This window comes from Leifsonia sp. 466MF, assembly GCF_900100265.1.
Taxonomy (GTDB): Bacteria; Actinomycetota; Actinomycetes; order Actinomycetales; family Microbacteriaceae; genus Leifsonia.
In genome coordinates this window covers 3,493,908-3,507,045 of sequence record NZ_LT629696.1, presented here as the reverse complement: position 1 = coordinate 3,507,045, position 13,138 = coordinate 3,493,908, and the positions used below count along the sequence as shown (strand labels likewise).

Annotated in this window: 12 protein-coding genes; 7 read left to right on the top strand and 5 right to left on the bottom strand. The window is 68.8% G+C overall.

Going from position 1 to position 13,138, the window contains the following annotated elements:
- Positions 1 to 12 precede the first annotated feature (12 nt).
- On the bottom strand, positions 13 to 1,560 hold the full coding sequence (locus BLR91_RS16695) for a hypothetical protein (RefSeq protein ID WP_231918964.1): 1,548 nt from the start codon (positions 1,558 to 1,560) through the stop codon (positions 13 to 15).
- Positions 1,561 to 1,730: 170 nt separating this feature from the next.
- Between BLR91_RS16695 and BLR91_RS16690 the strand changes: the two genes are divergently transcribed.
- Positions 1,731 to 1,985: a DUF3072 domain-containing protein gene (locus tag BLR91_RS16690; protein WP_089879895.1), complete on the top strand. Its 255-nt coding sequence runs from the start codon at positions 1,731 to 1,733 to the stop codon at positions 1,983 to 1,985.
- A gap of 21 nt (positions 1,986 to 2,006) precedes the next feature.
- Here the strand turns inward: BLR91_RS16690 and BLR91_RS16685 are convergent, their stop codons facing one another.
- Positions 2,007 to 3,377, bottom strand: a complete 1,371-nt coding sequence (locus BLR91_RS16685; protein WP_089879899.1) for a GH1 family beta-glucosidase — start codon at positions 3,375 to 3,377, stop codon at positions 2,007 to 2,009.
- Positions 3,378 to 3,491: 114 nt separating this feature from the next.
- Positions 3,492 to 3,944 (bottom strand): SRPBCC family protein, encoded by a 453-nt coding sequence (locus BLR91_RS16680; RefSeq protein WP_089879901.1) that lies wholly within the window; start codon positions 3,942 to 3,944, stop codon positions 3,492 to 3,494.
- A gap of 73 nt (positions 3,945 to 4,017) precedes the next feature.
- Between BLR91_RS16680 and BLR91_RS16675 the strand changes: the two genes are divergently transcribed.
- Together BLR91_RS16675 and BLR91_RS16670 are read left to right on the top strand one after the other, a co-directional pair.
- On the top strand, positions 4,018 to 4,617 hold the full coding sequence (locus tag BLR91_RS16675; protein WP_089879905.1) for a TetR/AcrR family transcriptional regulator: 600 nt from the start codon (positions 4,018 to 4,020) through the stop codon (positions 4,615 to 4,617).
- Positions 4,618 to 4,691: 74 nt separating this feature from the next.
- Positions 4,692 to 5,321 carry a putative glycolipid-binding domain-containing protein gene (locus BLR91_RS16670; protein ID WP_231918962.1) on the top strand — a complete coding sequence of 210 codons (630 nt, stop codon included), beginning with the start codon at positions 4,692 to 4,694 and terminating at the stop codon, positions 5,319 to 5,321.
- A 78-nt stretch (positions 5,322 to 5,399) separates the two neighbouring features.
- Here the strand turns inward: BLR91_RS16670 and BLR91_RS16665 are convergent, their stop codons facing one another.
- A complete protein-coding gene (locus BLR91_RS16665; RefSeq protein ID WP_089879910.1) occupies positions 5,400 to 7,991 on the bottom strand; it encodes a right-handed parallel beta-helix repeat-containing protein in 2,592 nt (863 codons plus the stop codon).
- A gap of 164 nt (positions 7,992 to 8,155) precedes the next feature.
- Positions 8,156 to 9,142: an aldo/keto reductase gene (locus BLR91_RS16660; RefSeq protein WP_089879912.1), complete on the bottom strand. Its 987-nt coding sequence runs from the start codon at positions 9,140 to 9,142 to the stop codon at positions 8,156 to 8,158.
- Positions 9,143 to 9,275: 133 nt separating this feature from the next.
- Here BLR91_RS16660 and BLR91_RS16655 point away from each other — a divergent pair, with 133 nt between their 5' ends.
- The 4 genes from BLR91_RS16655 (at position 9,276) to BLR91_RS16640 (ending at position 13,137) form a co-directional block, all read left to right on the top strand.
- Positions 9,276 to 10,292, top strand: a complete 1,017-nt coding sequence (locus BLR91_RS16655) for a zinc-dependent alcohol dehydrogenase (RefSeq protein WP_089879916.1) — start codon at positions 9,276 to 9,278, stop codon at positions 10,290 to 10,292.
- On the top strand, positions 10,289 to 11,050 hold the full coding sequence (locus BLR91_RS16650; RefSeq protein WP_089879919.1) for an SDR family oxidoreductase: 762 nt from the start codon (positions 10,289 to 10,291) through the stop codon (positions 11,048 to 11,050). Before BLR91_RS16655 ends, BLR91_RS16650 begins: the two co-directional genes overlap by 4 nt.
- Positions 11,047 to 11,652: a bifunctional 4-hydroxy-2-oxoglutarate aldolase/2-dehydro-3-deoxy-phosphogluconate aldolase gene (eda, locus tag BLR91_RS16645; protein ID WP_089881738.1), complete on the top strand. Its 606-nt coding sequence runs from the start codon at positions 11,047 to 11,049 to the stop codon at positions 11,650 to 11,652. The genes BLR91_RS16650 and eda overlap by 4 nt, the downstream gene beginning before the upstream one ends.
- 111 nt (positions 11,653 to 11,763) lie before the next feature.
- A complete protein-coding gene (locus BLR91_RS16640; protein ID WP_018189309.1) occupies positions 11,764 to 13,137 on the top strand; it encodes an ABC transporter substrate-binding protein in 1,374 nt (457 codons plus the stop codon).
- Position 13,138 lies beyond the last annotated feature (1 nt).

The following is a 13,138-nucleotide window of genomic DNA, read 5'->3' as shown; positions in this document are numbered from 1 at the left end:
GGGGCGGGATCGTCAGCTCCCGGGGATGCTGGCGATCGGCAGCGTCATGACGGTGAGATCCTTCTGGATCTCGGGATCGTTCAGGTGCTGCGTGAACAGCCTCTTCAGCTGGTCCTGGTCGACCGTGGGAAGAGGCGTGCCACGCAGGTCCTCCACGATCCCCCGATACCGGTCCGCCATCCGGGTAAGGGTCGCGTAGCAGTTCTCATTCAGCCAATCGACGGACTGGCCGGCGTAGAACGCGCCGTCCCGACCGCTGACAAAGCAGTACGGCTGCTCGCGCGGGAGGAACGGGAACCGGTTGGATTCAACGGCTGCGGCATCGGCGGCGAACATGTCCCAGCCGCCGGTCGATCCCTCGGCGTTCGCCCAGGGCCAGGTCGCGTCGTCCCCCTCGGGGAACAGGGTCGCCCAGTTGCTGTCGCTGCCCAGGCGCCCGTCCTGCGAGGAGGTTCCGTAGACCACGGACCCGATCGTGGCGGAGGACAGAGGGAACACCTGATCCGTGATCTTCGTGACCATCTCGGGATCGGCGATCGCCTTCGTGATCGCGGCGGCGAACCCGTCCGTGCTCTGCGCGATGAACGCCTCGCGGTCCGCGGTGAGCTTGGCCTGCAGTGCCGCGTGGGCGTGCCACTTCTGCGTCGCCGCCTTGGCCACGACTTCCGCTCCGGAGCGGGGATCGGCCACCTCGGCCGCGAGCGCCGCCCGGTCGACCGCGGCATCCACGAGTCCCAGGTTGAACACCTCGGTCGCCTGCCAGGCGGCGAACATGTCTCCTGCGGCCGCGGACATGGATGTGGTGAGCTCGTCGATGTGGTCCGGCAGCCACTCCTGGAACCGCTTGTCGCGGATGCCCTTCATGTAGTCGAGCTGAATCGGCGAGGTGTCCCGGAACGCGGCGATGAACGCGCCGATCAGGGCGCCGATCAGCACGATCACGATGGCGACGACCGGGCTTGCGAAGGACACCACGAAGCCGGCCGAGTTGGCCAGAAGAGCAACCACGTTCTGGGCGATGTCGATGTCGTCGCCGCTTGTGATGGCGTTTGCCAGCCCGAGGGCCTCGGCGAGCACGGGAACCTGTCCGGCGAAGATCTCGGCCTTCTGGAGCTTCGAGAGGTCGGAGTCGAAGGCGCCCGTGACGTCGAAGATCCAGCGCAGCGCCTCGACGCCGTCGAGAGCCTCGAGACCCTTGAGGTCGCGGAACTTGGCGGTGTGGGCGAACTCGTTCAGTTCGGCCCGTGTGGCGGGAAGGGCGGTGAACACGTTGCCGTCCTTCGCGCCGGCCCCGGCGAGGTCGGAGAAGTCCCCGCCTTTCTCGACCAGTGAGGCGAACTTCTTCCGCCCGAGGTCCAGGAGCTCGGGGGCGCTCAGCGCGGCCAGGGCCTTCCCGCCGGTGTCGACCGTCCCGGTGTCCAGGATCCTGCTCAGTTCGGCTGTGACGCGACTCGTCTCCGGACCGGCCCAGGCCGGTTCGGCGCCCGTCGTGCCGGGGATCAGCGCGATGGCCACCGCGGCCACAGCCAGCTGGGCGGTCAGCCTGCGAATTCTTCTCATGTCGTCTCCCATCAGCCGGGCGTTCTGCTCGGCGGTGCTACTGATGAAGACGAAGCGGTATACCCCTTCTGACGCGTGGCCCGGCGGGTCGGGCCTATGAGCCTCTCAATGCATGTCGCTCTGCGGCCGGCCCCCTGACGATGTCGGTGCGGCGGCGTACTGTCTGCCGCATGAGCGACACCAGCGGCACCACCAACGGCTCCGGCGACGATGTGCTCGGCGCCCGCGGCGACGACAGCAACCCTGCGAGCAAGGACCCGTCGGAGTGGGTCACCGGCGACGAGCCGATGACCGCATCCCAGCGCAGCTACCTCGACACCCTCGCCCGCGAGGCCGGTGAGGAGCTCCCCGCCGACCTCACGAAGGCGCAGGCATCGGAGCACATCGACCGGCTGCAGCAGAAGACCGGACGCGGTCAGTCCTGACCCCGGTCGCGTCCCTGCTCGTCAGCTGCGCAGGAAGTCGGCCACCCAGCGAGCGCTTCGCTTCGGCGTGCGCTTCTGCGTGGAGTAATCGACGTGGACGATGCCGAAGCGGCGGGAGAAGCCCCAGGCCCACTCCCAGTTGTCGATCAGCGACCAGATGAAGTAGCCGCGGAGCGGAAGGTCCTCGGCCACCGCATCCCGCGCCGCCTCAAGGTGCGCCTGGAGGTAGTCGACGCGCTCCGGGTCCTCGACGGCCCCTTCGGCGTTGACCCGGTCGGGGTATGCGGCGCCATTCTCCGTGATGTACAGCGGGAGGTCCGGGGCGAGGCGGTGGGCCATGCGCAGTACCTCGACCATTCCGTCGGGGTGGATCTCCCAGCCCAGCTGCGTGACGGGCGCGCCCGTCCTCACGAAGCGGACGTGCTCACTCCCCGGGTAGGCGCTGACGGGACTGCCGGTCGCGGGCGTCGAGCCGGAGGCAACGGTGTGGCGGCTGTAGTAGTTGACGCCGAGGAAGTCGATCGGCGCCGAGATGCGGCGGAGGTCGTCGTCGGTGGCGTTCTCGGCGAACCACGCCGTCTCGCCGAGGTCGTCCAGCACGTCGGCCGGGTAGGCGCCGCGCAGCACGGGTTCGAGGAAGAGGCGATTGCTGAGCCCGTCGATCCGGCGCGCGGCGTCCGCATCCCCGTCGGTGTCGCCGGCCGGCTGCACCGAGTAGAGGTTGAGCGTCGTGCCGACTCGGGACGTGGAGTCGCTCGCGCGCAGCGCTTCGAGTGCGTGTCCGTGCCCGAGGAGGAGGTGGTGCGCAGCGTGCGCCGCCCGCGAGCCGACCGTGTGTCCCGGCGCGTGATACCCGCTCGCGTACCCGAGGAAGGCCGAGCACCACGGTTCGTTGAGCGTGACCCAGTGCGAGACGAGGTCGCCGAGCTGGTCGGCGACGTGCGCGGCGTAGTCGGCGAAGCGGAGTGCGGTGTCGCGCTGCAGCCAGCCCCCGCGGTCCTCGAGCGCCTGGGGAAGATCCCAGTGGTACAACGTCGCCCACGGCGTCACGCCACGCTGCAGCAGCGACTCCGCGAGGCGGCGGTAGAAGTCGACGCCCGCTCGGTTCGGCGCTCCGGTGCCGTCGGGCTGGATGCGCGGCCAGGCGATCGAGAAGCGGTACGCGTCGAGACCGAGGTCGCCCATCAGCGTGACGTCCTCCGCCGAGCGATGGTAGTGGTCGTCTGCCACATCCCCCGTACTGCCGTCGGCGATGGCGCCGGGTCGCCGGGCGAAGGTGTCCCAGATGCTCTCGCCCCGACCGTCCTCCCGGGTCGCCCCCTCGATCTGGTAAGAGGCCGTTGCGGTTCCGACGACGAAATCGTCGGGAAGGTCGCTCCTGCGCATGGTCATTGCTCCTTCGCGGGGGCGAGCCGGTCGCCGTCGCCGTTCTCGTACCGGGGGATGAGGGTGTCGGCTCCGCGCTGCTTCACCTCAGGAGGGTATCCGGTCAGGGTGAGGATGCGATCATCTCGCGAGCGAGGCGTGGTACGACGCAAGCACCCGAGGAACTCCGTCGTCCATCATCGTGCGCCGGACCTTACCGAGGAGCTTGGACATGGCGAAGCCGCCGACGCCGGTGAATCCCGTGTGTGTCCAGGTGAATCGCGTGCCGCCGGGGATGTCTTCGAGGAGGTAGTTCACGTCAGTGACGTCATCGGTCTCCTCGTCGCCCCTCCACGTGTAGTGCAGGGAATGGGGTGCATCGACGGCGATGACTTCGCAGTAGACGACGCCGCCCCAGCCCATCGTCGGTTTGCCGATGAACCTGAAATTCGTTCCGGGGACGGCGGCGAACCCCTCCGGGCGTCCGCCTTGACCGGTCGTCGTCCATTGAGCGACGTATTCGGGTTCGGTCATCACCGCCCAGACCTCATCGATCGGGTACGGGTAGTCGCGCACGACGGTGTATTGACTCATCACTCTCCTTGTGCTCGGAAGACTACCTACCGACCGGTAGGTAGTCAAGCCTACCGCTTGGTAGGCTGGGCCAATGGTCAATCTCCCGAGGGGTGACACAGTCCCACGATCCGGGTCCGACACTCGCGCCGCGATTCAACGTGTCGCCCTCGAGCTGTTCACCACGCAGGGCTATGAAGCGACATCGATGCGGGAGATCGCGGACGCTCTCGGCATCAAGAAGGCTTCGCTCTACTACCACTTCGCGGGCAAGGAACAGATCGTCCGGTCTTTGCTCACGCAGCGCGGCAATGAAGCGGCAGACCTTCTCGAGTGGATCTCCGAGCAGCCGAACTCCCCGGACCTTCCCCGTGCGGCGGTCCTGCGGTGGATCGAGTCGTTCTCGTCGGAGAAGCTCGCGGGCATCCGCTTTCTGGCGGCCAATCCGCTGCTGATGCGATCCATGGAGAGAGGGGGCGGCGACAGGATCGGTTCCGCCCTGATCGCTCTGAGCGATCGGCTCGCCGAATCGCTGGCGCGCCGGACTCCGACAGAGGTGCTCCAGCTGCGGATGGCTCTGCTCAGCATCAACGCCGCACTGTTCGCCGCCGCAGATTCCGCCTTCAGCGACGAGGAGATCCTCGAGGCGGCTCGGCGCAGCGCGGAGGCGCTGATGGAGTCGCTGCAGGAGTAAGCGCACACCTCTCCACACCGACCCCGCGCTGGGATATGGTTCGGCCACGGCGGTCTTGGGCGGAGGCGAGCGGCATGCGTGGAGCTGTACGGCACGTGGAGTGGGTGGGCGACGAGGACCCGCAACGACTGGAGGCCGCGGTGCTGACCCTCGCGCCGGACAGGCTCGACGCCCTCGGCACCTCGCGGACCACCGACTACGTCACCAGCTGGGCGCTGGAGACGGGGCCGGACTGGGTGACCTCGCGGCTCTCGGTGTCGGTCGCCGGCCGCGGGTTCACGCGCTGGCTCGTGCTGACGCGCAGCACCCACGGCACCTGGGCGACCGAGACGTACGCCCACGGCGACGTGCGCTACCACGGCGAACCGATGCCCGACCCGGGTGCGGCGCACCCGGAAGCCCTGGAGGACGCACTCGACTGCGACCTCGCGCTCTGCCCGGTCACCAACACGATGCCGATCCTGCGCCTGCGCGCCCGAGAGGGGCTGGCGGAGACCGAGCTCACGATGGCGTGGGTCGACCTGCCGTCGCTCGCGGTCATCCCGAGCCGGCAGGCGTACAGCGCCGCGAAACCGTACGACCCGGCTTCCGGTCACAGCGTGGTGCGGTACCGCAGTGTGGGCGAAACGTTCATGGCCGATCTCACCGTGGATGAGGACGGCATCGTGATCGACTACCCGCGGCTGGCCCGGCGCATCCTCTGAGCACCCTCGACTGCACACGGAATCGGCGCCGCCAGCAGTCGTGACCGCTGGCGGCGCCGAGACCTCGGGCCTGCCGCGCTACGGTGTCGCCGTGATCGACAGTCCGTCGAACTGGTTGATCGCCGACTGCGTCACGTCGTGCGACGTCGAGAAGATCCCGGCGTCCTGCGTCGCCGCCGCAGAGGCGAGGGTGACCGGCGAACCGATCGGCACGTAGTTGACGCCGTCGTACGAGTACGACGCCGTGTAGGACGTGCCGGTGCGGGCGAGCTGCACCCAGATCGGCCGGAAGACGTCGACCGACGCCTTCGCCTCCGTGTCCAGGTAGCCGTCGCCGTTGGCATCCCACTCGAACACCACGCCGTTGCGTGCCGTCACCGCGACGACCGCGTAGCCGGCCGACGAACCGGCCTTCGTGATGTCGTTGCGGACCATCACGCCCGACTTCGCCGAGGCGTTCGCGTCGTTCACCGATACGACCCGTGCCGACACCGCGGAATTCGCGGTGAACGACCCGGCCTTGTAGATCGCCCCGAACTGGTCGGAGTGCTGACCGCCCGCGCCCCAGACGTCCGCTCCGGCCGCGGCGATCCCGTAGGCGTCACCGGCCTGTCCGAAGTAGGAGCTGACCGCGGAGGAGCCGGCCGTCGACAGGCCCGTGACGGGCGCATCCACCGGGCAGCCGGTGAACCCGAACTGGTTGGCGTTGAGCGACGTCCGGTACTGCGGCGCCACACCGGCCGCGCAGATCACGTCACGGGCGCCGGCGGGCCAGTTGGCACCGGAGACCTTGACGTTGTTGACGAGCGTGTTGTTGTGGGCCGCCGCGTTCGGGGCCGAGATCCCGCCGGAGTTGTACCAGTTGTTCTGGATGGTGTTGTCGCTGGTGTTGTTCCTCAGGCTGTAGGCGTTCGTGAAGACGAAGGAACCGCCCTGGACCACGTTGTTCTCGTACGTCATGTACCGCGACCCCTCATCGAGGTAGAGACCGACGCCCGAGATGTTGAACAGGTAGTTCTTGTCGACGACCGATCCGGGGCTGGCGGACAGGTTGTAGACCGAGCCGCCGTCGGCGAAACGCGCCTTCGTGTTGTGCACGAGGTTGCCCTCGACCCGGTTGTCCTTCAGGGTCGTCGGCGTCGTGTACAGCGTGTTCCACTTGTAGTAACCGCGGTCGACGTAGTCGTTCGATCCGCCCGCGTCGTTGATGCCCCAGCCGTAGCCGGTGTCGATCCCGTCGTACGGAACGTTGGAGACCTCGTTGTGCAGGATCTGCGCCCGTGTCACGTAGGTGCTCAGGATCCCGCTGTTGTCCTTGTAGTCCACCGACACCCGGTCGATCGTGTTGTCCTGGATGCGGATGTCCTGGTTGACCATGCGGGGATCGCTCGGGTGGTGCGCGTCGGGGAGGACGCCTCCGACCGCGATGCCGTGTCCGCTGTCTTCCATGAACCGGTTGCCGACCACGTCGATGCTGCTTGCGCCGTATCCGACCCCGTTCGCCATCGCGTTGGTGTCGTTGCCGATGCCGAGGGCCGACGACCCGAGGTTCGTGAACGTGTTGCCGGTGAACGAGACGCGGCTCGCCGCCGACACCTGCACCGCCGCGGGCTCCTGGTACCAGCTCGTGCGGGCGCGCTCGAACATCTCGCAGCCGCGGGAGCAGCTGGTGAACGCGTCGGCGGGCCGGTAGTCGTAGGAGCCCTTGATGAAGAGGCCGTTCTGCTGGTCGGCGTAGCCGTCGGTCGACGGGCCGAGCCACGACGTGCCCGAGAACTGGATGCCCTCGAACGAGAGTCCGCTCACCGGCTTGTCGTAGGTGCCGCCGATGCTGATCAGCGACTGCAGCCGCGGCAGCTCGATGTCGAGCTTGTTCGGGTCGACCCCGTCGGCCGGCTTGTAGTACAGCTTTCCGCCGTGCGGGTCGATGTACCACTGGTTGGTCTGCGTCAGGAAGGCGAGCGAGTTGTCGAGGTACCAGCTCGGCCCGGCCAGGAAGGAGTTCTGGACGGTGTCCCAGCCCCAGGTGTTGTTGTCCCAGGCAGGCTGCGCCATCGTGATCTGCGTCGGGCTGATGCTCTGGACCGGCGAATATCGGTTGGTGAAGTCGCCGAGCGACTCGAACTCGATGCGGCCCTGGTCGGGGAGCTCGGCGAGGTACGAGAGCGCCGGGTTCTTGATCGTCAGCCCGGTGGCGGTGGGTGTCACGTCGGCGTTGGCCAGGCGGATGGATGCGCGCGGAGAGATCACGCCGTCGACGTAGAGCTGGCGGGTGTCGAGCCCCGCCGGGGTGTCGGCGACCCAGATCCCGGCGCCGGCGTCCGACTTCGTCCAGCCGGAGACGTCGGACGCCCCGCTGATGACCGGGTGCGCACCGGGTGCGGCAGCCCAGTGGACCGTGTTCGTGCCTCCGCCGTCGTCGGCGTCGAAGGTGAGTGGCTTATCGATGCGGTACGTGCCGTCGGCCAGCTGCACGGTGACGTCACCGTGTTTGACCGATGGGCGCAGCACGTGCTGGGCGCGCTCGAGGGAGCACGGCTGCGACTGGGAGCAGTGCCCGGCGTTCTTGCCGTCGGGCGCAGCGTAGAAGATGGTCGCCGGCGCGGCCTGCGCCTTGAGCGGGATCAGCGCGGAGGCGATGACGGCTGCGGCTCCGAGGACCGCAAGCACTGCGGGTCGCCCTCGTCTCCTGGCCATCGATCGTCGCGAGTCTGACGTCAATGTCATGTTCGATCGCTTCCTGTCATGGAGGGCGTCGGTGCCCCCAGAACAGGGTTAGCATACGTATGATGTTTACTGCAAGAGACGTATGATGTTTGCGTGATCCGTCGCGATCACGACGGGTCGGGGGCCAGGCCCGCCGCATCCAGCTCCTCCCAGAGGGCCTCCGGGATGTCCGCCCGGTATCGATCGACGGTGCTGCGCACATGGTCTTCCGTGCGCATCCCCGTCACGACGGACACGACGGCGCGATGCCGCAGCGGGTACTGGATGGCGGCTGCGGGAAGGCTGACGCCGTGGTCGCGGCAGATCTCCGCGATCCTCCGTGCGCGCTCGATCACTTCGGCCGGCGCCGATCCGTAGTCGAAGTGCGCGGCCGGGTCGATCGTCTCGGAACTCAGCAGCCCCGAGTTGTAGACGGCCGCCGCGACGACGCCGACGCCGCGTTCCGCCGCGACCGGCAGGAGGTCGTCGAGCGCCGACGGGTCGAGCAGGGTGAAGCGGCCGGCCACCATGACGACATCGACGTCGGTGCGGCGGACGAACTCCGCGAGCATCGCGGACTGGTTCATGCCGGCGCCGATGGCCCCCACCACGCCCTGCTCGCGCAGCTCCACCAGTGCGTCGACGCCGGTGGTGGATGCGGCCTCCCAGTGGTCGTCCGGGTCGTGCAGGTAGGCGATGTCGAGCCGATCGATGCCGAGTCGGGCGAGCGACTGCTCCACCGAGCGGAGGATGCCGTCGCGGCTGAAGTCCCAGACCCTGCGCGTGCTCGCCGGAACGACGAAGCCGTCGTCGTCGAGGCGGTCGGCGCTCTCCGGGCTGTCGACGAGCAGCCGGCCGACCTTGGAGGAGAGCGCGAAGCGGTCGCGCGGCGTCTCGCGGAGGGCGCGACCGAGGCGGTGCTCGGAGAGGCCCAGCCCGTAGTGCGGCGCGGTGTCGAAGTACCGGAGGCCCTCCTCCCAGGCGGCGTTCACCGCCCGCTGGGCCTCCTCGTCGGTGGTCTCGCGAAAGAGGTTGCCGAGCTGGGCGGCGCCGAAGCCGAGTTCCGTCAGGTCGGTCCCGGTGCGGAGGGTGCGGGTGGGCAGTGTCGGTGTCATCGCAGGGCCTTCTTCGTCGGAGGAGCAGAATCGCTTCCTTTCAGCATACGTATTATGTTTGGATCATTCGAGACGAGGACGTCACGCCAGGTCCGTTCGGGACGGGCGAGGGACGAGGAAGGAGCGGCCGGCGATGTTGGCGGCGAACTACGCAGGCGAGCGCACGATCACGATCGAGGAGCGGGAGGCGGCGGAGCTGCGACCCGGCGAGGTGCGGATCGCCGTTGCGTACGCGGGGATCTGCGGCACCGATCTGCACATCTACCACGGCGACATGGATGCGCGGGTCACGCTGCCGGCGACGATCGGCCACGAGATGTCCGGCACGATCTCCGCGGTCGGCCCGGACGTCGAGGGATGGGCGGTCGGCGACGCCGTCACGGTCATGCCGCTGGCGTGGGACGGCACGTGTCCCGCCTGCCATGCGGGCAACGAGCACATCTGCCAGAACCTCGACTTCATCGGCATCGACAGTCCCGGCGCCCTGCAGCAGAGCTGGAACGTCCCGGCCTCCACGCTCGTCCGCCTGCCGGACGGGGTGTCGCTGAGGGATGCGGCGCTGGTCGAGCCGGTCGCGGTCGCCGTTCACGACGTGCGCCGCTCGGAACTGGCGCCCGGCGACCGGGCCGTCGTGATCGGCGCAGGTCCCATCGGCGTGCTCATCGCCACCGTCGCGACCGCCTTCGGCGCCGAGGTCGTGATCGCCGAGATCGATCCCGGCCGCCGCGCTGCGGCAGAGGAGATGGGCCTGCGGACCCTCGACCCGAGTGCGGTGGACCAGGTCGCGTGGGTCGAGGAGTGGACCGGGGGAGCCGGCGCGGACGTGGTGTTCGAGGTCTCCGGCTCAGCGGCGGCCGTTCTCGGCGCGACGTCGCTGGCGAAGGTCCGCGGCACGCTCGTCGTCGTCGCCATCCACTCCCAGCCGCGGCCGATCGATCTGCACCGGGTGTTCTGGCGCGAGCTCCGCATCCTCGGAGCGCGCGTGTACCAGCGGCAGGACTTCGAGCGGGCGGTCGAGCTCCTCGCGGGAGGCGACATCCCCGCAGACCGGCTGATCACACGGGTGGTTCCGCTCGCCGAGACGGCGTCGGCGTTCGAGGCCCTCGAGGCCGGCGGGGCGATGAAGATCCTCGTCGAGGTCGGCCGATGAGCGGCTTCGACCTCTCCGGCCGGCTGGCGGTCGTCACCGGGGCGAAGCGCGGCATCGGATTCGCGATCGCGGAGGCGCTCGCCGCGGCCGGCGCCGACATCGTCGGCGTCTCCGCGACGCTCGACCCCGAGAGCTCCGCGATCGGCGACCGGGTGCGGTCGCTCGGACGGAGCTTCGAGGGGCACCGCGTCGACTTCGCCGACCGCGCCCAGGTGAGCGCTTTCGCCGCGGAGCTCGCCGCCCGCGACCGTCACGCCGACATCCTCGTGAACAACGCAGGGACCATCCGGCGGGCCCCGGCGGCCGAGCATCCGCTGGAGTGGTTCGACGAGGTGCTGGAGGTCGACCTGACGAGCGGGTTCGTGCTCAGCCAGGCGCTGGGCGGCAGGATGCTGGAAGCGGGCGGCGGCCGGGTCGTCTTCACCGCATCCCTGCTGTCCTTTCAGGGTGGGATCACCGTGCCCGGGTACGCCGCGGCGAAGTCCGGCGTGGCCGGGCTCGTCCGCGCCCTCTCGAACGAGTGGGCCGGCAGGGGCGTGACCGTGAACGGCATCGCTCCCGGGTACATCGCGACGGACAACACCCAGGCGCTGCAGGACGACCCCGATCGCTCGCGGTCGATCCTCGAGCGCATCCCGGCCGGTCGATGGGGGACGCCGGAGGACATCGGGGGAGCGGCCGTGTTCCTCGCCTCCGACGCCGCCCGCTACGTCTCCGGCGCGATCCTGCCCGTCGACGGCGGGTGGCTCGGGCGATGACGGGGTTCGAATCGATCCTCCCGGTCGTCGTGATCGACGACGCGCGAGACGCCGAAGCGCTGGGCCGCGCGCTCCTCGCCGGCGGCATCCACCAGGCCGAGATCACGCTACGGACTCCGGCTGCTCTGAGTGCGCTGCGCGCTCTGGCTGGGATGCCGGGGTTGCGCGTCGGCGTGGGCACCGTCCTGGAGCCCGAGCAGGCGGAGGCCGCGATCGACGCCGGCGCGACATTCGTGGTGAGCCCGGGCCTCTCCGAGTCCGTCCTCGCGGTGTGCGAGCGGCGCGGAGTGCAGGCCGTTCCCGGCGCGGTGACGGCGACCGAGGTGATGCATGCGCGGTCGCTGGGGCTGCGGACGCTGAAGTTCTTCCCTGCCGAATCCTCGGGCGGACCTGCCGCTCTATCGGCGCTGTCGTCCGTGTTCCCGGACCTGGCGTTCGTCCCGACCGGCGGGATCGACGCGTCGCGAGCCGCGGACTATCTCGCGCTGCCGTCCGTGATCGCGGTCGGGGGCAGTTGGATGGTGCCGCGTGCCGCCATCGCGGCCGGCGATTTCACAGGCGTCGAGGCGCTATGCCGGACGGCGGTCGAGGCGGCACGATGACCGGCCGCGTCGTGTCGCGTCAGCCACTTGGCAAACATCATACGTATGCCCTATAGTCGGGGTCACGCCTCCTCGGAGTCGTCAACGAAGTCGACAAGACAAGGACATCTCATGGTCGGAATCCACACTGTGGTGCGTTCACGCCGTAGGCCGGCGCTGACCGTCGCCGCACTTGGCGCCGCGACGGCGCTCCTGGCCCTCACCGGTTGCAGTACCGGCGGGAGCTCGGCGAACGGGTCGTACGGCTTTCCCGAAGCCAAGCAGGACACCTCCTCGACGATCACCGTCTGGGTGGACGCGGACCGTCAGGCCGCGGCGAAGGCATTCGAGAAGGCGAACCCGGACACCAAGATCAAGGTCGTCACCTACGACGGGTCGGCCAACGGCTCCAACTCGTTCCGGACGAAGATGCAGCTCTTCGACCGTGCCGGCAGCGGCTGGCCGGACGTGGTCTTCTCCAGCCAGAACAACGACGCCGCCTGGGCGAGCCAGAAGAGCAACGGCAAGCAGGCCTTCGCCGCCGTGCTCGACAAGGGCCTCGTCCCCAAGGACACCCTCGACAACTTCACCGAGGGCGCCCTCAACCCCTGCACCGTCAACGGTCAGGTGTACTGCCTCCGCAACGACCTCGCCCAAGCCGTGCTCTGGTACGACAAGACCCTGATGGACAAGTTCGGCTACGCCGTCCCCACCACCTGGGAGGAGTACCAGGCGCTCGGCGAGAAGGTCGCGGCCGAGCACCCCGGTTACATCATCGGCACCGCCGGTGACGCCTGGACACCCGAGGTGTTCATGTGGGGCAGCAAGTGCCAGGCCAACGACATCACCGGCCCGAAGTCGGTGACCGTCAAGACCGACAGCACCGAGTGCAAGCGCGCCGCCACCCTGCTCGACACGCTCCGCGAGAACAAGACGGTCCCGGCCGTCAGCGTCTTCACCCCGGAGTTCGTCAAGAGCTACGCGGGCAAGGTGCTGATGATGCCCGGCCCCGCCTGGTACGCCGGCGCTATCTTCAACAACCCGCAGTCGCTCAACGTGCCGGCCGGCGAGCTCGGCGTGGCGGCCCCGCTGCCCTGGAAGGGCGAGGACAAGGCCGTGACCGGCAACGTCGGCGGCGGCACCTGGTTCATCTCCAGCCACTCCAAGAACCTGAAGGCCGCCGAGAAGTTCGCGCAGTTCGTCACGACCTCCGACGACTACCAGGTGGATGTCGCCCCCGGCTACCCGGCGTACGCGCCGGCGGCCAAGAAGTGGATCGAGAAGCAGGAGGCCAGCAAGTACTACGCCACCTCGCTCGAGCCCGTCGCAACCGCCGCCTCCCAGGTGTGGGACGGCTGGGGCTACGGCGTCTTCAGCCAGGAGGCGGTCTGGGCCAAGACGATGACCCCGGCCATCACGGGCGGGAAGTCGATCGAGAGCCTGCTGCCCACCTGGCAGGAGGCCATCGCGAACCAGGCCAAGGTCGACGGATACAAGGTGAACTGAC